The 21,720-nt window shown below is 59.6% G+C and carries 18 protein-coding genes; 7 read left to right on the top strand and 11 right to left on the bottom strand.

Annotated features, from left to right (window positions below; all coding sequences use genetic code 11):
* Window positions 1-108 precede the first annotated feature (108 nt).
* From ACRRQW_RS11635 to ACRRQW_RS11645, 3 genes are read right to left on the bottom strand one after another with little or no spacing between them, the layout of a single operon-like run.
* Window positions 109-1,005: a transglutaminase family protein gene (locus ACRRQW_RS11635; protein ID WP_438481557.1), complete on the bottom strand. Its 897-nt coding sequence runs from the start codon at window positions 1,003-1,005 to the stop codon at window positions 109-111.
* Window positions 1,002-2,105, bottom strand: a complete 1,104-nt coding sequence (locus ACRRQW_RS11640; RefSeq protein ID WP_438481558.1) for an alpha-E domain-containing protein — start codon at window positions 2,103-2,105, stop codon at window positions 1,002-1,004. The genes ACRRQW_RS11635 and ACRRQW_RS11640 overlap by 4 nt, the downstream gene beginning before the upstream one ends.
* A gap of 12 nt (window positions 2,106-2,117) precedes the next feature.
* Window positions 2,118-3,518 carry a circularly permuted type 2 ATP-grasp protein gene (locus tag ACRRQW_RS11645; protein WP_438482357.1) on the bottom strand — a complete coding sequence of 467 codons (1,401 nt, stop codon included), beginning with the start codon at window positions 3,516-3,518 and terminating at the stop codon, window positions 2,118-2,120.
* A gap of 256 nt (window positions 3,519-3,774) precedes the next feature.
* Between ACRRQW_RS11645 and secA the strand changes: the two genes are divergently transcribed.
* Both secA and lnt read left to right on the top strand, forming a co-directional pair.
* Complete coding sequence (secA, locus tag ACRRQW_RS11650) at window positions 3,775-6,756, top strand: preprotein translocase subunit SecA (protein WP_438481559.1); 2,982 nt, start codon at window positions 3,775-3,777, stop codon at window positions 6,754-6,756.
* A 57-nt stretch (window positions 6,757-6,813) separates the two neighbouring features.
* A complete protein-coding gene (gene lnt, locus ACRRQW_RS11655) occupies window positions 6,814-8,475 on the top strand; it encodes an apolipoprotein N-acyltransferase (protein WP_438481561.1) in 1,662 nt (553 codons plus the stop codon).
* A gap of 77 nt (window positions 8,476-8,552) precedes the next feature.
* Here the strand turns inward: lnt and ACRRQW_RS11660 are convergent, their stop codons facing one another.
* The 5 genes from ACRRQW_RS11660 to ACRRQW_RS11680 form a co-directional block, all read right to left on the bottom strand.
* Window positions 8,553-12,665, bottom strand: coding sequence for a hypothetical protein (locus ACRRQW_RS11660; RefSeq protein ID WP_438481562.1), 4,113 nt, complete (start codon window positions 12,663-12,665; stop codon window positions 8,553-8,555).
* A gap of 9 nt (window positions 12,666-12,674) precedes the next feature.
* The gene (locus ACRRQW_RS11665; protein ID WP_438481563.1) at window positions 12,675-13,199 is read right to left on the bottom strand and encodes an SRPBCC family protein; all 525 of its coding nucleotides are present in this window, start codon (window positions 13,197-13,199) and stop codon (window positions 12,675-12,677) included.
* A gap of 29 nt (window positions 13,200-13,228) precedes the next feature.
* Window positions 13,229-14,311, bottom strand: a complete 1,083-nt coding sequence (locus ACRRQW_RS11670; protein WP_438481564.1) for a lactonase family protein — start codon at window positions 14,309-14,311, stop codon at window positions 13,229-13,231.
* 148 nt (window positions 14,312-14,459) lie between these two features.
* On the bottom strand, window positions 14,460-15,035 hold the full coding sequence (locus ACRRQW_RS11675; RefSeq protein ID WP_438481565.1) for a thymidine kinase: 576 nt from the start codon (window positions 15,033-15,035) through the stop codon (window positions 14,460-14,462).
* 152 nt (window positions 15,036-15,187) lie between these two features.
* Window positions 15,188-16,993 (bottom strand): M2 family metallopeptidase, encoded by a 1,806-nt coding sequence (locus ACRRQW_RS11680; RefSeq protein WP_438481567.1) that lies wholly within the window; start codon window positions 16,991-16,993, stop codon window positions 15,188-15,190.
* Between the two features lie 86 nt (window positions 16,994-17,079).
* On the opposite strand from ACRRQW_RS11680, the gene ACRRQW_RS11685 reads away from it, so the two are divergent.
* The 4 genes from ACRRQW_RS11685 to ACRRQW_RS11700 all read left to right on the top strand — a co-directional run bounded on the left by ACRRQW_RS11685 (window position 17,080) and on the right by ACRRQW_RS11700 (window position 19,524).
* Window positions 17,080-18,042 (top strand): helix-turn-helix transcriptional regulator, encoded by a 963-nt coding sequence (locus ACRRQW_RS11685; protein WP_438481568.1) that lies wholly within the window; start codon window positions 17,080-17,082, stop codon window positions 18,040-18,042.
* 109 nt (window positions 18,043-18,151) lie between these two features.
* Window positions 18,152-18,640 carry a nuclear transport factor 2 family protein gene (locus ACRRQW_RS11690; RefSeq protein ID WP_438481569.1) on the top strand — a complete coding sequence of 163 codons (489 nt, stop codon included), beginning with the start codon at window positions 18,152-18,154 and terminating at the stop codon, window positions 18,638-18,640.
* A gap of 24 nt (window positions 18,641-18,664) precedes the next feature.
* Complete coding sequence (locus ACRRQW_RS11695) at window positions 18,665-19,045, top strand: VOC family protein (protein WP_438481570.1); 381 nt, start codon at window positions 18,665-18,667, stop codon at window positions 19,043-19,045.
* Between the two features lie 26 nt (window positions 19,046-19,071).
* The gene (locus ACRRQW_RS11700; protein WP_438481572.1) at window positions 19,072-19,524 is read left to right on the top strand and encodes a hypothetical protein; all 453 of its coding nucleotides are present in this window, start codon (window positions 19,072-19,074) and stop codon (window positions 19,522-19,524) included.
* Between the two features lie 7 nt (window positions 19,525-19,531).
* On the opposite strand, the gene ACRRQW_RS11705 is transcribed toward ACRRQW_RS11700, so the two are convergent.
* Window positions 19,532-20,023: a VOC family protein gene (locus tag ACRRQW_RS11705; protein WP_438481573.1), complete on the bottom strand. Its 492-nt coding sequence runs from the start codon at window positions 20,021-20,023 to the stop codon at window positions 19,532-19,534.
* Window positions 20,024-20,185: 162 nt separating this feature from the next.
* Entirely contained in the window at window positions 20,186-20,749 is a 564-nt protein-coding gene (locus tag ACRRQW_RS11710; RefSeq protein ID WP_438481574.1) for a lipocalin family protein, read from the bottom strand.
* Between the two features lie 146 nt (window positions 20,750-20,895).
* Between ACRRQW_RS11710 and ACRRQW_RS11715 the strand changes: the two genes are divergently transcribed.
* Window positions 20,896-21,348, top strand: a complete 453-nt coding sequence (locus ACRRQW_RS11715) for a DoxX family protein (RefSeq protein ID WP_438481576.1) — start codon at window positions 20,896-20,898, stop codon at window positions 21,346-21,348.
* An 86-nt stretch (window positions 21,349-21,434) separates the two neighbouring features.
* Here the strand turns inward: ACRRQW_RS11715 and ACRRQW_RS11720 are convergent, their stop codons facing one another.
* A complete protein-coding gene (locus tag ACRRQW_RS11720; RefSeq protein WP_438481577.1) occupies window positions 21,435-21,698 on the bottom strand; it encodes a hypothetical protein in 264 nt (87 codons plus the stop codon).
* Window positions 21,699-21,720: the final 22 nt, after the last annotated feature.

Below are 21,720 nucleotides of genomic sequence, written 5' to 3' on the forward strand. Positions count from 1 at the left end.
TTTCGCGAAGCGGCGCGCCCGTGAGCGAACACTGAATTTCCGAACCGAGGGGTCGGTTCGGGATGCATAGCAAGGGTCCGGCTTTGGTGAGCCGGGCCCTTTTATGTTTTACCGGGCGAGCTTCGTGCCCGCGGGTGAAGCCACGCTTGCGGCATCGTCTTCCAGGCGGGTCACGAGCACGTCGACGCTGAGCTGGCGTTTCGCAGTGCCGCGGTAAGTGCCTTTCAGCGGGGAAACGTCGGCATAGTCACGGCCGACGGCGACTTTCACGTAGTGGCTGTAAGTGAGGCGGTTGTTCGTCGGATCGAGGCCGCACCAACCGTGATTGGGAATATACACTTCCACCCACGCATGGCTGGCTTGCGCGCCTTTGAGCTGATCGGCGGGACCGTTATAAAGGTAGCCGCTGACGTAACGCGCGGGGATTTTCAAGGAGCGGCAAAGTCCGAGCATCACGTGCGCGAAGTCCTGGCAGACGCCGTGTTTCGCTTTCAGCACTTCGCGCATGTGCGTGTGCACATTGGTGGACGCGGGCTGGTAATGAAATTCGCGATAGATGTAGCGCATGATCGCGAGACTGGCCTGCCACATGTCGGCCTGACCATCGGTCGCATCGAGCGCGAGGCGCCACACGTCGGCGTTCAATTCGACGTAGGTGCTCGATTGGAGGAAATCGTAGCAACGCTCCATGCGCGCGCAGGCGTCGGCGTTGGCGAGCAACGCGGGCGTGGCGGTGACGCCAAGGGCGGGGGTGTCGACTGTCGTCACCGTCGAGTTCGCTTCGACAACGAGCTCGGTGTGCGGCTGCGAGACGTCGAAGAGGTGGACGTAGTTGAAATAGAAATCGAGGTAGTGCGACAGTTTCGAAGTCGGCAGCACCTTCAGGATGAAGTTATGGCAAACCTGTCCCTCTGACGTGGTGGGTTGGAGCCGGGCTTCGTTGTAACTTTCTTTAACGGTGCCGGCATACTTGAAGCGGGTCCGATGGAGGACGTGGAGCTTCATGCGTGAGGAGAGCGCTGTCGCGTGGCCGTGGGCTGGCTGCGCGGGATTTGTCGGAGAGTTTCGCTCACACGAAATTCAGACAAAGATTGCTGCTGTTGTTCCTCTTGCTGGCGGAGTTCGTAGTCTTCGGGGGTTTGGAAAGGTTGGAAAATGTAAGCTTGGAAGAGCGCATCGCCGATGGCGTTGAGCTTGGCTTGGGCGACGTCGATGTAGGTGTGCAGGCCGATGTCGAATACGTCGTCGGCGGTGCTGAACTGGAATTCGGCGAGCAGGCGACCGGCGAGTTTTTCGGCGTCGTTCGTGAAACGACCTTCTGCGACGCCGGAGATCCGACGGAGGGCGTTGTTCAAGTGGCGGACGCAGAAACGCACCGAGCGCGGAAATTCGTCGGACAATAGAAGAAAGTCTGCGACGAGCGCAGGTTGGATTTCGGCGCCGTGCAGCGCCTTGTAGCCGTCCCACGCGGAGCACGAACGCAGCACGGCGGACCAGCCGAGCGCGTCGGATTGATTGGTGACGGCGGGCACGCCTTTCGAGGGAAGGGAAGCGTGACGGACGTCGAGGATGCGGGACGTTTTGTCGGCGCGTTCGAGGTAGCGACCAGCTTGGATGAACGACCAGCCTTCGTTGCGCACGGCGGTGGCGTCGGTGAGGCCCTGAAGGAGCAGCGAGCCGTTACGAATCGTGGTGAAAAAATCCGCCGGATTCTCAAACCACATTTCCGTAGCGCGATCGGAGCGCAGGAAAAGGTAGAGGCGGTTCAGCTCCTCCCATAATTCCGCGGTGATCTGGTCGCGCACCATGCGGGCGTTTTCGCGCGCTTGGGAAATGGAGGAGACGATGGAGTTGGGGTTTTCCGTTTGGAAAACGAGAAACTCGGTGACGGTTTGCCCCGTGGTGTGCGGGTGGAGTTTTTGGAACAGCTCGTCGTCACCGGAACTCTGCACAATCGGCAGCCAGTGGGCGGCGAGGCCGGCGTCGTCGAGATTGCGGAAATCGAGGAGGAGCTGGAGGTTCACGTCCACGAGGCGCGCGATATTTTCGGCGCGCTCGATATAGCGACTCATCCAGTAGAGACTGTTGGCAACGCGTGAGAGCATGGTCGGAAGAGCTTAGTGGTTGCCGTAAAGCACCCAGGTTTCCTTGGAGCCGCCGCCTTGGGACGAATTGACGACGAGCGAACCTTTGCGGAGCGCGACGCGCGTGAGGCCACCGGGAATGACGACCGTTTTTTCTCCATAGAGAATGAACGGACGCAAATCGATATGGCGCCCGGCGAAGCCTTCGCCGTCGCAAAGCGTGGGATGGCGCGAGAGCGAAATCATCGGCTGGCCGATGTAGTTGCGCGGGTCGGCGAGGATGCGCTGTTTGAAATCATCGCGCTCGGCCTGCGTGGCGTGCGGGCCCATCAACATGCCGTAACCGCCGGCTTCGTTCGCGGCTTTCACGACGAGTTTGTCGAGATTTTCGACCATGTATTTCTTGTCGGTGTCTTCGCTGGCGAGATACGTCGGCACGTTTTGGATCAACGGCTCTTGGTCGAGGTAGTATTTAATGATGCGCGGGACGAAATAATACATGACCTTGTCGTCTGCGACGCCGGTGCCGATCGAGTTGGCGAGCGAAACGTTGCCGGCGCGGTAGGCGTTGATCAGGCCGGGCACACCGAGCGCGGAGTCGCGGCGGAAGACCGTCGGATCGAGAAAATCGTCGTCGATGCGGCGGTAAATTACATGCACCGGCTGCAAGCCTTTCGTGGTGCGCATGTAGACGTGTTGATCTTTTACGACGAGATCGCGGCCTTCGACGATCTCGATGCCCATCTGGCGGGCGAGGTAAGTGTGTTCGAAATACGCGGAGTTATACGCGCCGGGCGTGAGCAGCACGACGTTGGGCTCGGCGGCGCGCGGCGGCGCGATGTAGTTGAGCATTTTCAGCAACTCCGTCGCGTAGTTCTCGACGGGACGCACGCCGCCGGCCTCGAAGATTTCCGGGAAGGTGCGTTTGAGCGCGCGGCGGTTTTCCAACACGTAACTGACGCCGGACGGGCAGCGGGCGTTGTCTTCGAGGACGAGGTATTGGCCTTTGTCGTCGCGGATGATGTCCGTGCCGCAGATGTGAATGTAGATATCCTTCGGGACATTGCAGTTCACGAACTCGCGGCGGAAATGTTTTGCCGACATCACATAATGGGCGGGAATCGTGCCGTCCTTGATGATGTTTTGCTCGTGGTAGATGTCGTGGAGGAAAAGATTCAGCGCCGTGATGCGCTGCACGAGACCGGCTTCGAGGCGTTCCCATTCGTCGGCGGGAATGATGCGGGGCACGAGGTCGAACGGGAATACGCGCTCGGCGCCTTGCGAGTCGCCGTAGACGTTGAACGTCACGCCTTGGCGGAGGAAGGCGAGGTCGACGGCGCGGCGTTTGGCTTCAAATTCTTCGGGCGTGACCGCGCTGAAATGCTCGAGGAAATGCTGGTAATGGGCGCGAGGTTTGCCGTCGCCGCCGATCATTTCGTCATAAAACTCGCCGGTGACGTATTTGCGGAAGGCTTCGGGGAGCGCGGCAGTAATGGCGGAACGGCTGGGGGCGCGGGAACGGGAGCGGGTAGTGGCCATGCGGGAAAAGAGAAGCTACGAATAGCAGGCGGCGTGCAAACCCAGAAATTTTCTTGGGCGCCCGCTGGAAGCCAGCAATTTGCATGGGTATTTCCGGTCATATTTTGCCATTTGCCAAGCACGCCGGCGTAGTTTTCATTCGCACGCTTAAATGCTTAGCTTCTTCTTCAAGAAATTCGCCGGTCGTCACCACCGTAAATACGTCGAAAAATGCCGCCCGATCGTGGCGCGCATCAACGAACTCGAACAGCAATACCAGTCGCTGACTGATGACCAGTTGCGGGCCAAGACGGACGAGTTCCGCACGCGCCTCAAAAACGGCGAGACGCTCGACGGGATTTTGCCCGAGGCGTTCGCCGTTGTGAAGAACGGGGCTCGTCGCATGTGCGGCCGCACCATCATCGTGAACGAACACGAGTTGAAGTGGGACATGGTGCACTTCGACGTGCAGCTCATCGGTGGCATCACCCTGCACGAAGGCCGCATTTCCGAAATGGCCACCGGCGAAGGCAAAACCCTCGTCGCCACGCTACCGCTTTACCTCAACTCTCTCGTCGGGAAAAACGCCCAGCTCGTCACGGTCAACGACTACCTCGCCCGCCGCGATTCCGAGTGGATGGGGCATTTGTATAATTTCCTCGGTTGCTCCGTCGGTTGCATCCAGCAGCAGATGCACTCCGAGACACGTCGCGAAATGTATAGCCGCGACATCACTTACGGCACCGCGTCGGAATTCGGTTTCGATTACCTGCGCGACAACGGCATGGCCACGCGCAAGGAAGACCAGGTTCAGCGCGATCACTGGTTTTGTATCGTGGACGAAATCGATTCCATCCTCGTCGACGAAGCCCGCACGCCGCTCATCATTTCCGGGCCGGCGCCGATCGAACGCGAACAGCCGTTCACGCGCCTCCGCCCTCCGGTCGAAGCCCTCGTGGGCGTGCAGCTCCGCTTGATCAACAAGCTCGTCAAGGAAGCCAGCGATATTCTCGAAAAGAAAGACGCTACTGCTGACGAAAAACGCTCGGCCGCGATGAAGATGCTCCAAGTCAAACTGGGCATGCCGAAGAACAAGCAGCTCCTCCGCCTTCAAGAAAGTCCGGAGTGGCGCAAGGCCCTCGACAAAATCGACGTCGAGATGCACTCCGACTTTAACAAGGACGAACTCTACAAGTGGAAGGAAGAGCTCTTCTTCACGATCGACGAAAAGAATCACCAAGCCGATCTCACTGAAGTCGGTCGCAAGAAACTCCGTCCCGACGATCCTGATGCCTTCGTGTTGCCGGATCTTGCGTCGATCTTCATCGACATTGAAAAAGACACCGCGCTGACGCCCGAGCAAAAAGAGCAGGCCAAGCGTGACGCCCAATCGCGTTACGAAGTCGTCTCCGAAGACATCCACGCGCTCTCGCAATTGCTCCGCGCTTACTCCCTCTACGAACGCGACGTCGAATACGTCGTGCAGGATGGTAAGGTCGTCATCGTCGACGAAAATACCGGTCGCATCATGAATGGCCGCCGTTGGTCGGATGGCTTGCACCAAGCCGTCGAGGCCAAGGAAAACGTCACCGTCGAGCGCGAGACGCGCACCTACGCGACGGTCACGATCCAGAATTACTTCCGCATGTATGAGAAGCTCGCGGGCATGACCGGCACCGCCGAGACCGAAGCCAGCGAGTTCAACGAAATCTATCGCCTCGCCGTCACGCAGATTCCGACGAACAAACCGTCGCAGCGTATCGACAAAAACGACTCCATCTTCAAGACGCGTCGCGACAAGTATAACGCCGTCGTTAAACAGATTCAGGAAGCGCAGCAGCGCGGCCAGCCCGTGCTCGTTGGCACGGTGACCGTCGAGCAATCTGAAGTATTGAGCCGCATGCTCAAACGCTCGGGTGTCATCCATACCGTCCTCAACGCCAAATTCCACGAGCAGGAAGCCGAGATCGTCACGCGCGCCGGTCATCGCGGTTCTGTCACGATCGCCACCAATATGGCGGGTCGCGGCACCGATATTAAACTCGGCGAAGGCGTCCGCGAACTCGGCGGTCTTTTTGTCGTCGGCACTGAGCGTCACGAATCCCGCCGCATCGACCGCCAATTGCGCGGCCGCTGCTCGCGTCAGGGCGACCCGGGCACCACGAAATTCTTCCTCTCGCTCGAAGACGACCTCATGCGTCTCTTCCTCCAAGGCAATCTCGCTTCGCGCATCATGGAAGGCGCGATGAACGAAGGTGAAGAACTTGAGCACCCGTGGCTCAACCGCTCCATCGAATCCGCGCAGAAGAAGGTCGAGCAGCAGAATTTCGCCCAGCGCAAACGCCTCCTGCAATACGACGACGTGCTCAACAAGCAGCGCGAAGTCATCTACGGCATTCGCAACGGCGCGCTCCATAACGATCGTCCGAAAGATATTATTTTCGAGATGATCGACGAGGAAGTCGCCAAGCGTCTCGAGACCGCCGAGCTCGACGAAAAAGGTTCGGCCGCGTCCAACATGGAAAGCTTGGTCGGCTGGCTGAATTCGCATTTCCCGATCAGTGCCAAAGTCGAAGAGTTCGCCGGTCGCCGCGATGCCGATGCGTTGCAAAAAGAAATCGTCGAACGCATCCGGCAGGCCTACGCGCTCAAGGAATCGGTGGAAGATCCCGCCGCGCTTGGTGGTCTGGAGCGTTACATCGTGATCAAGGCGATCGATCAGCACTGGCAGGAACATCTCACCGAGATGGAAGAGTTGCGCCGCTCGATCGGTCTGCGCAGTTACGGCCAGAAAGATCCGCTCTCCGAATATAAGGGCGAGGCGTTTCGTTTCTTCGAAGAGTTGATGAACAACGTGCGTCTCCAGATTTGCACGAGCCTCTTCCGCTCGGCGACGAATCGTGACGCCTTCGAAAATCTCTTCGCGATCCTCTCGCGTAGCGCCCAACTGCAAGGCCCGGCCGCCGCGCCGACGGCCCTCGCCGCAGCGACGGGCAACGTTGCGCCGACTGCCAGTGACGCTCCGGCGGCACCGCAGGAAGAAATCAAACTTCCCTCGATCACGATCCGTCGCGAAACCCCGAAGGTCGGTCGCAATGATCCGTGCCCGTGCGGGTCTGGCAAGAAGTTCAAAAACTGCCACGGCGTTGGCTAACTATTCTGATCACTCACTTGGAGGCGCATCTCACCGATGCGCCTCTTTTTTTCCACCATGGCGGACTCCATTCCCTACGTAGACCCTTACGATCCCAAACCGACGCTCTGGCAGCGTCACCCGAATCTCGCGTGGGTCATTGGGGTGTTTGTCGCGACGGTGGTTTTAACCTACGTTTCATTTCCGCCGGTCAACACGGGTGAGGCGGCTTACGTGCTGGCGTTACCAGGCGTGCTGTGGGCGTTTCGCCGCCCCGGGTTTAAAGTTTTTGCGTGGACGATGTTTGCCGCGCAAGCGGTGGCGTGGACCGCGCTGTTGTGGTGGCTGCACAATGTCACGTGGCCGGGCCTTTTTCTACTCGGGCCATTTGTCGGCGCGATCGTCGGGGTGTGGTTTCTCGCGGCGTGGTGGGCGATTCCGCGTATGTTCGGGCATAAGGCGCTTGTGCGCGTGCTGGTCGTGTTCGGCCTCGCCGCCGCATGGGTGCTGCTGGAGTGGTTCCGTGGGGTGCTGTTCGGCGGGTTTCCCTGGCTGCCGCTCTCGGTGAGTCAATGGCAGCGCCCGTTTATCCTGCAAGTCGCGGCTTACGGCGGCGGCTGGGCGGTGTCGTTTGCGCTGATCTGTTTTAACATCGGCGCGGCGGCGTATGCGCATCGCGCGTTTTTTGAGCGCGTGACCGGTCTCCGCAAGCGCAGTCCGGAATTCAACATCGCGCTGCTCGTGTTGATGAGTGCGTCGTTTCCTTTCCTCGGCGAGCTGTTTAACCAGCAGCGCCAGCCGCTCGTGCGCGCGACGCTCGTGCAGCCTTACATCCCGCAAAATGAAAAATGGGATTCGGCCAGCGCGAACGCCGTGCTCGCCACCATCGAAAAAGTCACGCTCGACGCGAGTCGTCGCGGCGCGGGCGATGTGATTATCTGGCCGGAAGCCGTGACGCCGTGGGCGTTGTATCGCGATCCCGCGGTGGCCGACTGGCTCGGTTCAGTTTCCAAGCGCGCAAAAAAACCGCTGCTCCTCGGCTCGGTTTATACCGAGGGCGTAGGTGACGCGGATCAGCGCTGGTTCAATGGCGCCTTCATCGTCGACCCGGAAACCGGCGTGTCCGGTGATAATTATGCGAAGCGCAAACTCGTGCCATTCGGTGAATACATTCCGCTGCGGCCGATTTTCGGCTGGCTGGAAAAATTCGTGCCGATCGGCGGGGATTTTCAGCGCGGCACGGAGTCGACGTCCTTGATGCTGCCCGCGAGCAATGACAACCGCGTGCCGACGGGCGTGTTGATTTGCTACGAAGATATTTTTCCGAACCTCGCGCGCGACAGCGTGCAAAGTGGCGCGGAACTGCTCGCGGTGCTCACGAACAACGGATGGTTCGGCGAAGGCGGCGCGGCTTACCAACACGCGGCGCATTCCGTGCTGCGGGCCGTGGAAAACCGCCGTCCGCTCGTGCGCGTCGGCAACGGCGGCTGGAGCGGCTGGATCGATGAATACGGCTACATCCGCAAAACCCTCAAGGATGAGAACGGCAGCGTTTATTTTCGCGGCTCCGAAACGATCGCCATCACGCGCGACGCCCGCTGGCGGCATCGGCTGAGTTTCTACACCGAGCACGGTGATTGGTTTCTTCTCGTGTGCGCAGCACTGATGACACTCGGCTATTTCGCCCTCGTAATAATCCAGCGCCCGAGGCTCGAGCCGGGTGAAGCGGCGCGGTTTTGATTGAGACATTTGTAGGTGGCGTGCTTGCACGCCACGTTGCCCGCAAGCGGGCAACCTACAGTCGGAGATAACCCGATTTACTTTTTCGCCTCAGCCGCTTGCGCTTTCTCCACTTCTTTCAACACCTTCTTCATCAGGAAGCCGAACGTGCCCGACGATGCGTCGACGGCTTGGGCGAACGTGTCGTAAAGCTCCGTGGTGTCCGGCTCGCCAATCGTGCCGCGCAACGCGGGCTTTCGGGTCATCGCGTAGAACCCCTCGGCGTCGGGCTTCTTCTCCAGCAGCTTCATGCCGCGCATGATGACAGCGATTTCATCCTTGGCGGAAAGCGTCACGGGTAACTCAAACGGTCGCGCGGCGAGTTCTTTGTCTTTCTGAAATGGAATGCTACCATGCGCGACAAGCCGGAGTTGGGGCGTGCCGAGTTGGAAACTTTCCAACGTGATCGTGCCGTCGGCGGCACGCTGGCCCTTGCCTGAGAGCGTGTCCACCGGCAGATCGGAGAATTTTCTGATTAAGCGCCCCAGTGCGCGCAACTCGGGCGAAAATGTAATCGCGCCACCGACGAGCAAACCCGCCGAGGCGACATTGGCGTAGGGGACATTCAATTTTAACCTTCCCTCGCTGCTGCCAAACTCGAAGCGCGCTGTGCTCTGGTCGATCGCGTCCAGCGGTGACCACGTGCGGCTGGAAATTTCCGACAGAAAATTCAAGCGCACGTCGAACGAACCAAGTTCGTTGGGATAAGCCGCCTGCACGATCTTCGTGGCGGAGAAATCCTTGATTTTAAATCCGCCGGTGAATCCGTAAGGGGTGGCGGCATTCTTCCAATCGTAGTCCATGCGAAAATTTCCGCTCCATTCGCCATCGAACATCTTGCCCGTAAGTTTGCGCAGTTGAATGCCTTCTTCGTCGACCGTCAGCTGGCCGGTGAGTTGGTCGATCTGGTAGTCGGCGTAAACGAGCTTGGTAAAATCCAGGTCGAACTTTGCGCGCAGGGTTTGCCAGAAAGGTCCGGCGAGAGTTTCGGTCACCGGCGCGGCAGACGGCGCGGTTGGCGCGGCAGCGCTTTTCTTTGGCGTGATGCCCAGCGCTGGCGTGGCGGGCACGCACGCGTCCACCAGTCGCATGAACTGTCCGAGGTCGAAAAATTCACCACTCAGAGTCGTGCTGATGTCAGCGACTTTTTCGCGCATGCGACCGCTGAATTCGGCGTTAAACTGACTCCACGTCGGCGTGGTTTGATACTGGAATTCCATTTTAAAGCGCGGGTTGGCTGGATCCTGACTGTCGAGCTGCGTCACGCGGATCCCGAGTGGAGGCAACATCCCCGAGCCATCCGCCGTCGGCACTTGTTGGAGCAGGAACGTTCCGGTGGGTTTCTTGCTGGCGGAAAGATCGTGTTGGTAGATGAAGCGCGCCGTGCCGGCCGTCGGCAGGGCCATCGTGGCGGCGCCGGGTTGCGCGCGTAGCGCCGCGACCTCGTGCGAAAAATCGATCTGGGTCGACATCGGCAAGGTGAGCCTGCTGGTGAGATAGAGTAGGTTCGCGCCGCCGCTCCCGGTCTGCCGGCCTTGCATCGAAATGTGCAGATCTTCTACGCCGAGGGCTGCAAACATTCCGATGACGAAGACCCCCGGCACGAAATCCACGCGGGTGTCGCGCAACAGCGGCCCTGACTCGTCGCGTAATTCATCGATCGTGAGCGCCACCGGTTTCGCGGCGCGGAGCATCGCGTTGGGTAATTCCATCTTCAGGGCGAATTCGGTCGGCTCCAACGTGCCGCGCGCGCTCATGCCTTCGGGGAGAAAAGGCTGCAACCACGCGAGCGGGATCGCGCGGCTGCGGATGCGCAGCCAGTCCGGTGCTTGCTCGATGTTGTTGGTCTTCGCAGTCTTTCCGAGCACTGCGGGCTGTAGCGTCGCGACCTCCAGCAGCGGAGCGCCATCGTGCTGGTTAACCGCGAGCGAAAATTCGCGGAGTTCCAGCACCTCGCCGCGGCGCGAGCCAGTGGCACGTCCTTCCGCGGAAAACTCTCCCGCTGGATCGCGCAGGCCGAAGACCTCCGCGATGCGGCCGGATAATTTCACCGAGCCGAGAAAATCTCCGGGCGTCCAGTCGGCGTTGAGTTGCACGCGTCCTTCGGGTGCGGCGGTGAACTCGGACGCGCGCACGAGCGGCACACCACCTTGCACCACGCTCAGGTTTTGCAGTGTCCACGGCGTGCTGGTCGCGACGAGAAATTCACGGCCTTCGCGTCTCAGAGTCGACGAGCCCTGCGCGACAACGCCCGAGAGCGTAAAGCCCGGCAGGAGCGGCGCCGCCCAGTCGAGGTGCAGGTTGCGCGCCGTAAACTTCAGCACGTCACCCTCGGTCGTTTCGACGGCGGCAGGGTTTTCGAAATTGAGTTTAAATGGCGTGAGCAGTTCGAGTGCGAAGGCCGTTTCGTTTGCCTGGTCGTGTATGGCTTCGACGCGCAGCGCGCGCACGGCTGCCGTTTCGGTGTCGAGGTCCGCTGTGATCGAGCCGCGCAGCCGCGGCGCTTGTTCGCCGCCCAGCCAGGTCGGCAGGTGAGATCTCCACGACGCCGTGACGGCTCCCTTGAGCGAATCGATTTTCACGCGTGCATCGACCGTGGCGTCGAAGCGATCGGCCTTTGCACTCTCGATGGAAATTTCGGGCAGCTCCACGTGCGCTTCCTCCGCGGTCAACGTCAGTCGCGAAGTCATCCCGACTGACAGCGGGGGAATTTTATCCTTAGGCAGCGAGGAATGCTCGAAGCGCAGGTTCGTGGTCGCGATTTTCCCCAGCGATTCGAAGCGCAGCGTCGATGCGTTGGGCGACGTGATGCTCCAGCTGCCGGAAAAACCGTCGCTACTGAGTTGGGCGACGCCGAGCGTCGAGGCGGCCCAGCCCAGGGGAAATTTTTCGAGCGTGAGTTTGCCCCAAGGTTGGGCGTTGCCGTCGTTGCCCGGCGGAAGAGCGACCAGGCGTGTCAACGTGAGGCGCAGTGCCGCATCGGAGCCGTCGCTGTCGGCTTTGGCGTCAAGTTTCACCAGCGACCACGTATTGTTACGGCGTCCCAGTTGAGCGGTATTGACGCCTTTTAACTGACCGATGGCGGCGAGCGAGGGCTCGAAACGTTGCCAGTCGGAGCCTGTGAATTCGCCCGTGGTGCTCGCGTCGGCGTCGCCGGTGCGGGTGTTGAGAGAAAATTTTCCGTGATTGCTCGCGGTGATTAGCGGCAGATCAGTGCGCTTGAGCAGCAGTGCCGCGAGACTGCTTTCGCCGCGGACATCCCATTCGCCGGTGAGCGTGCCGGTTGCTTTTTTGAAATCCGCCGATGAAGAAAAAGTGAAGCCTTGTTCGATGCCGGCAGGCTTGAGGGAAACCTCGTAGTGCTCGCCGAGCGGCGTGCGCACGGTCGCAAAGCGCACGGCGACCGCGGGGAGGCGCAGCGTTTCGCTGAGCGCGGGGGTGAGCGTGCCGTTGACGGTGAGCGAATCAATCCGGCCGTTTGCTCCGGGCACGAAATCGAGCGTGCCTTTGAATTTCCAGGGTCCTTTGAAGTCGGCGACAAGTTCGCCGGGTGCGGAAAAATCAAAATGCAGTTGGCCCGGCCTGGCCATGTCGAGGCTGGCGCCGGTGAGTTGGAAGCTTACTGGAATGGCCGGGGAGCCCGGTTGCAGCAAAGTGATTACTCCGTCGGCCTCGGCGCGATCGCACGCCCACGCGAGTGGCGCTTGGAAACTGTCGAGGATGCCTTCGAAGGGGGTCGTGGATTCGTCGGTGGAAGGCGTGGCTTGGACCGCGATTTGTTTCGCTTGCAGATCAGCGATGGCGAGCCGGCGGCGCGAGAGCAGTTGCCACGGCGAAATCGCCAATCGCAACGCGCGCGCTTCGACGGTGAGATTGGGCAGGCGGAGTTTCACGTCGGTCGCTTCCGCGCCGCGCGGGCCGAAAGTGAATCGCGAAAAATCCATCGCGGTGTCGGGCTGGGTAGCCAGGGCGCGTCGTAAAATCCACGCCTGCACGGGCGGCAACGATAACACGCCGACCGTCAGCACGGAGCCAAACAACACACCGAGCAGAATCCACCAGCCGATGCGGCGACGTTTTGACGGTGGGCGAGGGGTGACGGGCACTGACACGACGGCGGCGAGGTTGAGCGTCGCGACGTGCCGCGGCAAGCGCGCTCGCTATTTTTGCGCAGCGATGCGCTTTTCGAGGCTGTTGATGAAGCTCTTCATCGTCTTGTCGTGGCCGATAAAATATTTCGCGATGGCCCGGAAAACGGGCGGTTTGACGAAGCCATCTTCCGTGATGGTGAGCCGCGTATAACCGTCGGTGACGTCGCTGAGTTCAAACGTCCACGCGCCGCCGAATGGCAGGTTGTCGCCCGCGATTTCACGGACGAGTTTTTCGGGTGCTTTTTCAGCAATCGTGCGAAAGGCGATTTCTTCACCATCGGAGCCTTGCTCCCACGTCCAGATTTCACCATCGGGGCGTTTTTCGAAACGCACTGCTTTCACATCAGGCCACCATTCGGGCATTTTTTCGTAGTCGGTAATCACCGACCACACGGCGCTGCGCTTGGCGTGCATGGTGATGCTCGCGATCTGGGTGTGGCGTTCCGGCAGGGCCATGCCGACGAAATAAAGTGCGATGCCGGCGAACAACACGAGCCCGAGCAGCAGCACGAGGATTCTGAATGCAGTTTTCATCGAGGGGTAGTTTTCGACCAGCGACTGGCTCAGGGCGCGAACAATACGCAGACCGGCTGTGGCACCGTGACAGATTGTTTCGTGTCGGTGAGTTTGCCAGTGATGGCGTCGATTTTGAAAACCGTGAGGTTGTTCGTGTCGCGGTTTGCGCAGACGAGCCATTTCGCGTCGGGCGAGAGGTTGAAATTGCGCGGGTGTTTGCCGCCGCAAGGGACGACTTCGATCAACGCGACGAGACCAGAGTCGGGGTTGCGCGAAAAAACGGCGATGCTGTCGTGGCCGCGATTGGAGGCGTAAACAAATTTGCCATTCGGGTGAATGCGCACTTCGGCGGTGATGCTTTCGGCGGCGAAGTCGGCCGGCAGCGAGGTCTCGGATTGCAACGGCGTCAGCGCGCCTGAAGTAAGGTCGCGCGAATATACGGCGAGCGTGTTGCCGAGTTCGTTGATCGCGTAGAAGAATTTTCCATCGTTGGAAATTTTACTGTGACGCGGGCCGGCGCCGGGCAACGCGGCGAACTCACCGGCGGGCGTAAGCGTCGCGGTGGCCGTGTTCAGTGCGTAGCAGAAGATTTTATCGAGGGTGAGATCGCAGACGTAGGCGAAACGATTGTCGGGCGAAAGCGTAACGGAGTGCGGATGCGGCTTGTCCTGACGCTTCGTGTTCGGGCCGGGCGTGCCGCTGTGCGTGATGACGGTGGTGCGCGGGCCGACGGTGCCGTCGGAATTGAGCGGGAACGCGGTGACTTGGTTGCCGCCGTAAGCGACCGTGATGAGCATTTTTCCAGTCGCATCGGCGACGAGATGAGTCGTCATGCCGCCGCCGCTGGATTGCACTCCAAGCGAAGTGAGTGCGCCGGTTTTTGGTTCGTAACTAAACGCAGCGACGCCACCGGCGATCTTGCTGTCAGCGGCAGGCACTTCGGCGAGCGCGTAAAGCACGCGTCCGTTCGGGTGCATTTCCAGAAACGTCGGCGCGGGCGTCGTTGCCGCCACGGTGGCTTCGCCGAGTTTGCCCGTGACCGAGTCGAGGTGGAGCGAGTAAATGCCTTTGCTCGAGCCGTCTTTGGGCGTGTAGGTGCCGATGAATATGGGTTGGGAGGCGGCGGACATGGTGAGAGTGAGTAATGAGCCAAAAACCAGATTAACGGAAGTAAGACGAAGGGTATTCATCGAAAAAATCATTCTCTTGCGCTTAATCTTTCTCGTTCTCCCTGAGTTTGAGAAAGAGAAAGATTACGAGAACGAGTGAATAAAGAAATCACGCGAGCGCCTCTTTGTAATGTCGACGGCACATCGCGACGTAACGCTCGTTGCCACCGATCTCGACTTGCGCGCCTTCCTTGAGGCCGCGGCCGTCGGGGCCGACGCGGAGATTCATCGTGGCTTTGCGACCGCAATGACAGATGGTTTTTAACTCGATGAGATTATCCGCGAGCGCGAGCAACGCGGCGCTGCCCGGAAAAAGTTGCGCCTGAAAATCCGTGCGCAGTCCGTAGCAGAGCACGGGGATGTGCAGTTCGTCGGAGATGTCGGTGCATTGCTCGACTTGGGCGCGGGTAAGAAATTGCGCCTCGTCGATGAGGACGCAGGCCACTGGTTGCGCGGCGTGCGCGCTGCGGACGTGGTGAAAAATATTCTCGTCTGCCGGCAAGGCCATCGCCGCGGCGTCGAGACCAATGCGGGACTTGATGCGACCGACGCCCGCTCGCGTGTCGATCGCCGGACTGAACAGCAACGTGCGCATGCCGCGCTCATGGTAGTTGTGGCTCGATTGAAGCAAGACCGTCGATTTGCCGGCATTCATGGCCGAGTAATAGAAATAAACTTTCGACATGCGCTCGCAGTGAAACGGTTCCAAGTGATGCGGTCGAAGTCAAAAAATCGGACGGCTGAACGGTGGCGCGGCTAGAACCTGATCGCCCAGCGGGCCTTCGGGATACGGAGCGCTGACGGCCTGCTCGGAGGACAGGCCCTACCAAACGAGCTTCAATTCTCCCAGCCGATCGGGCGGCCTTTGTTTTGTTCTTCGAGCCACTTCAGGAGCGGCGCGTAATACTCGACCATGGCGCGCGTGGAGAGTTCTTCGCCGGTGGCTTCCTTGATGACTTTGCGCCAGTCCTCGGTTTTGCCTTTTTCCATGATCTTGCGCATCCAGTCGCCGACTTCCTTGTTGTTGGCGTAATTACAGTTTTGCGGCGGCTGGTGCAGGATGTTTTTCGCGATGTAGTCGTGAAGCTGATGTTTGAACACCTGCGCGATTGCGTAAGTGTAGTAGTAACATGGCGTGTCGTTGATGTGCGTCTTGGTGGCGGCGTCGCACCATTCTTCGCCGCGCACGCCGTCGGGCGGTTCGATGCCTTGGAAGTCGCGCACGTATTGCCACCAACGCGCGTTCCATTGGTCGGCGGGGAGATTTTTCGCGTAAATATCCGCCTCCCAGTGCGCCATCACACCGGACGACCAAAAAATAAACGGAATGCCGGTGCCGAGCGAGTTGCTCAGGAGGAACGCGGTATCGTCGGTCTTGAGATCGGCGGGTAGCACGCCGAGCGATTTCAGGTAGGGCACCTGCGACGACGCGAGCGCAGTGAGTTCGCCGAAGCCTTCGTGAAACGCCGGGTTCGCGCCATCGCGCAACAGCGGCGGCACTTCGGGACGCGTGTAACCGATGAAATAATAAATGTGCCCGAACTCGTGGTGATTGGTGTTAAACCACCATTGGTTCGACTCGATGCTCTGGAGCGAGCGTAGATCGTTATCGAGATCGACGTGCCACGCAGAGGCGTGCGTATTTTTCTTCCGCGTGTCGCCGGCCTTCACGGGATAGAGGTCGGATTTTTCCCAGAAACTTTGCGGCAGTTTCGGAAAGCCGAGGCCGACGTAAAATTGCTCGGAGGATTTCGCGATCCACTCGGGCGACTTATCTTTAAAATACGGATCGAGATCCGCGGCTTCCACGAGTCCGCCCCATTCCTGGCCCCAACGGTTGTTGATCCAGTGCGCCGGAATACGCTTCGGCACCGGCTGTTTGTATTTCTCAGCGAGCTTGTATTTCGCCCACGTGTGCAACTGGAGGTAGAGCGGGCGCAGCACTTGAATGAAGTCGTCGTTCATCTTCATCATCTCCTCCGTGGTCATGCCGTAACCGGCGACCTTCAGGGCAAAATAATCCGGGTAATCCAACTCCTTCGCCACGCCGTTGCGGAGATCGCGCAATTTGATGAGGCCTTCGCGCAACGCCTTGCCGGATTCCTTAGAGGCGAGCCAAACGGCTTTACGCTCTTCGAGGTCGGTGCTCGACGAGAGCAGGTTGTCGATTTCGTTTACGGTGATTGGTTTTCCGTGCAGCTTGAATTCGAAGCCGTTCAACGTGGACGCCTGCGCGACTTCTGCCGCGATGCGACTGGCGACGAGCTTCGGATTCGTCATCGGACCTTCCGCCGAGATCAGCGTGAGTTGTTCGAGTTCGCGGACGGTGAGCTCGTTAAGTTCGCTGCGTTTGAGGAGGAGCGCTTTGGTTTCGTTGATAATCGCCGGATTGCCGACGAGCGCCGCGCGGGCTTTGCCGGCGGTTTCCGCGGAGGCGTCGTGCACGGGCGATACATCAGTGGAGGCTTCCCACTGGGCGTTCGACTCGAGCGTGACCATTGCCTGGTAGGTGGAGTTGACGATGTTGAGGAAGCGATCGGCGCGTTCCTGCGTGGGATTGGTGTCGGCGGCGAGGGCAATCGACGCGAAGGCGAGGGTGAGCACCGACGCGGAGATCACGCGGCGAAGAGGGGAGGTAAGCATGGCGCCACGTTACAAAACGCGAAAGGCTTGGCAAATCTGCAAACGAGATTGTCGCGGTGAGTCGGGGTGTGTTGAATGGTCGGCTTATGAATCGAACCGACCGGCTCGTCGCGATGGTGCTGCATTTGCAGGGGCGACGGGTCGTGCGCGCGAGCGAGCTGGCAAAACATTTTGAGATCACGGAGCGCACGGTGTATCGCGATATCTCTGCGCTCGGCGAAGCGGGGGTGCCGGTCATCGGCGAAGCGGGCGTAGGTTACAGCTTGATGAAAGGGTATCAGTTGCCGCCGGTGATGTTTACAGCGGACGAGGCCACGGCGCTGTTTGTGGGTGGTGAACTCGTGAAACAATTTACCGACGCCTCGCTGCAAGCGCCGATGGCGTCGGCGTTGACGAAGTTGCGCGCAGTGCTGCCGCGGGAGCGTCAGGACCACGTTGAACGATTGGTGAATCAGACGCTCGTGCTGGGCAACGGTGAGCGCCATCACGTGCCCGACGCGGCGGCGCAACGGTGGTTGTTAACCGTGCAGCAAGGCGTCGTGGCGCGGCGCGTGTTGAAAATGGATTATCGCGGCGCGAAGCATGCGGAGAACGTCACGCGTGAAGTCGAGCCGCTGGGCGTGGTGTATTATGGCGGTGCGTGGTATCTCGTGGCGTGGTGTCGGCTCCGCGCGGATTTTCGGCATTTTCGCGTGGATCGTTTTCAACGCTTGGAATTGTTGGAGGAAAAGTTTTCCCACCGACCGGATTTTTCGCTTTCGGAGCACATGAAAACATCCGTGACGCGCGATGACACGATCGCGGTGCGCGTGTGGTTTGCGTCAGAGGTGCAAGCGCACGCGCGGCGCGAAAGTCACGCGACGTTGATCGAGGAAAAAAAGACCAGCGACGGCGCGGAGTTCTCACTTTACACGTGGTCGTTGGATTGGATGGCGCGTTGGCTACTCTCGTATGGCGGCAAGGCGCGCGTGGTCTCGCCGCCGAAATTGCGGCAACTCGTGCGACAAACCGCGGAGAAAGTGGCCAAGCAGCACGCGGCGGACGTTTGACGCGAGGACGGCCCGCAACGCCGCGCGATTGGTTGGGTTGAACGCAAAAATCACCGCGTTCGTCGACTCCTGACATAACGATGTCAGGGAGTCGTGTTAAGCTGCGGGCATGATTAAATTCCCCACCGTGCGTCGCGCCCCGATGATTGGTTTGCTCACTGTAGGAATTGCGTGGGCGGTGGAGCCGGCGAGCGCGAGCGTAGCCCCTGCCGATGACGCTCGCGTGGTCGCTGCGCTCGACACCGAGTTTCAGGCGGCGGTGAAAAATAACGACGCCGAAACGATCGGCCGGCATCTCGCAAACGACATGGTGCTCGTCACGGGGCGCGGAAAAATTTTCACGCGTGAGGATCACCTAGTGTCTGCACGGAAACGTGAGCGCATCTACGCGCAGCAAGACGAAGTTCCCGGCACGCAGACCGTGCGCGTGTGGGGCGACACCGCCGTCGTGACCGCGTTGCTGTGGTGCAAAGGCACCGCCGACGGTAAGCCGTTCGATTACAAAGTCTGGTTTAGCGACACCTACGTCCGCACGCCGACCGGCTGGAAATATGTTTTCGGGCAAGCCTCGCTCCCGTTGCCGCCCGCGCAGAAATAAATTCTCGAACCCACAATTAATACCATGAGCAAAGTCACTGAAATCGCCTTCACCGGTTATCCGATCACCAACGTCAAACGCGCCCGCGCTTTCTATGAAGGCCTGTTTGGCCTGAAGCAAAGCATGAGCTTCGGCGGCGACGATGAAGCGCACGCGTGGATCGAATACGATGTCGGCCCGCACACGCTCGCCCTCGTAAAAGTCGGCGAGCAATGGAAACCGTCGAGCGACGGCCCGGCGGCAGCGTTGGAGGTGAGTGATTTCGATGGCGTGGTCGCCACGCTGCGCGACGCGGGCGTGCCCTTCACGGTCGACGTTCAGGATTATCCGTCATGCAAAATGGTCGTCGTAAAAGATCCGGATGGAAACGGCATCTGCATCCATCACCGCAAACCCAAAGCCTGAGGAACTCTGCTCGCTTCGAACAAATCATGAAGATCCGCACGTTTGCCGTCACTCTCACCGCGCCGCGCAACGCGGCGTTTAATTTCCTCGCGAATATTGAAAACCTGCCGCGCTGGGCCGGGACGTTTTGCGAGCGCGTGTATCTGCAGCGCGGCGGCTGGTGGGCGCTGACCGCCGAGGGTGAGTTGATGATCGACATGGATATTCACCCGGCGGCGGGTGTGATCGACGTGAGCACGGGAATCGCCGGCGAACGCATGATGCTGACCTCGATTCGCGTGGTGGCGTTGTCAGCGCAAGCAACGCTGGTGAATTTCGCGCTCGTTGAAACTGAGACGAGCCGCGATGGCGGCACCGAGCGCGAACCTCGCTACGAGTTATTCAAGCGAGCGGGGCGGCAACTCGTCACGCAGTTCGGCGGCGGCGAATTGCATCCAGCGGAGCCTGCTCCTGCATTTCTGGCTGCCGGCTTGAATTGAAGCGCGGTTACTTCGCTTGAAGCAGGTCCTGTAAATCCAGTCGGGCGGTGACCATCGCGATGCCGCCTTTTTCGTCGCGCGGCCATTCGGTTGCCGGGCGATCCCAGTAAAGCTCCACGCCGTTCTCGTCGGGATCACGGAGATAGAGCGCCTGGCTTACACCATGATCCGAAGCGCCATCGAGAGGAATGCCAGCTTCAATCAATCGGCGGAGCGCGTCGGCCAACGCGGCGCGCGTCGGATACAAAATCGCAGTGTGAAACAAACCGGTCGAACCGCGGGGCGGCGGCGAGCCACCCAGACTTTCCCACGTATTCAAGCCGATGTGATGGTGATAACCGCCGGCAGAAATGAACGCGGCTTGGTCGCCGTAACGTTGTGTAAGCTGAAAGCCGAGCACGCCGACATAGAAGTCGAGCGCGCGGTGGAGATCGGCCACTTTGAGGTGCACGTGGCCGATGCGGACACCGGCATCGATGGGAGGACGAGAATCAGGCATCCGCGGAGACTAGGCATCTCCGTGAGAAACGCAAAGTCACCACTGGGCGCAGGTTTTTAGCTAACCACGAATCACACGAGATTCACGGATACGGAACGCGGCATCGGTGAATTGTGATCTTCTCCAAATCCGGGCCATCTGGGTGATGCGTGGATGAATTATTTAGTTCGTCGGCTGCGGCACTTTTGTGACTTCGCTGATGTTGAAACCCTGCGCAGCAGCGCGCGCAAGGATGCCTTGATAAGTTTTTTCATCGAGCGTGCGCGCACGCGCGATCACCCAAAAGTATTTGCGCGACGGATGACCGATGGCTGCCCAGCTGTAGTCGGGCGCGAGGTCGATGATGCGATACTCAACTTTGAACGGCCAAAAAAATTGGATGTTCCACTCTGCGTTTGTGGTGGTGTTCGTGATTTCAGCTACGGCATTCCATTCCTTCTCTTTCGCGTCGAAGGAGTCCTTTTTGAAAATGAAGGTGTTTTCAATTTTGCCGTCGGGACGCAATTCGTAGCGCTCGATGCTCGCGACTTTGCCCTCTTCAGCGAAGTAGGGGATGTTGGCGATCACATACCAATCACCCATGTAGCGTGGCAGGTCGACGTGCGCGACGGTCTTCAGTGGAGGAAGATTCTCGGCGGCTTGCTTGTCGGAGTTGCCAGAAGTGCGCGACTGACAGCCGGTGAACAGGGTCGCGCAGACTAAAAAGAGAATCGTGAGGGATTTCATAAAGATGGCCTTATAGTCACCGTGGTGAGTCGTGCGGTTCCTCGACGTCAGGCATGGGGCATTCTCCGGGGAGGGAGAGACTTTCCTGATTTGCATCTGGCAATTTCGGCGCTTCATCTCACCACGTTCGCTCCACACCCACTTCCATGAAAAAACTCTTCAACTTCGAATTCCTTCCCACCAGCGCCGACTTCGCGCTTCTCACGCTTCGTCTCTGGCTCGGTATCTCCATGCTGTGGCTGCACGGCGCGGGTAAGTTCATGAACCTGCTCAATGGTTCTTCGAAATTTTCCGATCCGTTGGGCATTGGCCAGACCCCGAGTTTGATTCTTGCGGTGTTCGCCGAAGCCGTGTGCGCCCTCTTGCTGGCGCTCGGTTTGTTCACGCGCCTCGCGGCTTTCGCGCTGGCAGTGACGATGGGCGTGGCGTTTTTTATCTCGCACAAAGGCGTGCTCTCCGGCCAGGGGAACGGCGAACTCGCGTTCATTTACCTCGCTGGTTACGTCGCGATCTTTTTCGCCGGCGCGGGCAGGTTCAGCATCGATGGCGGCAAGGGTTCGTCGTCGAGCAGCTCGAAGCCAAAAAAGAGTTCCGAGTAAGCGCCCGGAGCGAGAACCCGCCGGCGATTATTCGCCGGCTTTTTTTGCGCCACAAGCGAACACGCTTGGGGTCAGCGCACTCCACGTTACGTCTTCGCGCTGTTGTCGCAGATGATATGGGTCTTGCGACGCTGTGCCGTGTAGTTGCGCATTTGCGCGGCGTAATTGGCGTTGAATTGGATCTGGCCATTCACGGCCGGTTTCCTCGCATCGAGCTCTTCTTGTGCAGCGGCAGTCGCGATCAGCACTAGCAACTCACCTTTATCGGGCAGGCGCGACGCTGGGAAGCCAGTGTGCGTGGACAACCAGCGCAGCGTGTTTTGGAAAGGAGTTACAGATGACGTGCTCACGGGGCGCAGCGTGTGCGGTGGA

Origin of the sequence: Oleiharenicola lentus (assembly GCF_051660365.1) — a bacterium.
GTDB classification, from domain to species: Bacteria; Verrucomicrobiota; Verrucomicrobiia; order Opitutales; family Opitutaceae; genus Lacunisphaera; species Lacunisphaera lenta_A.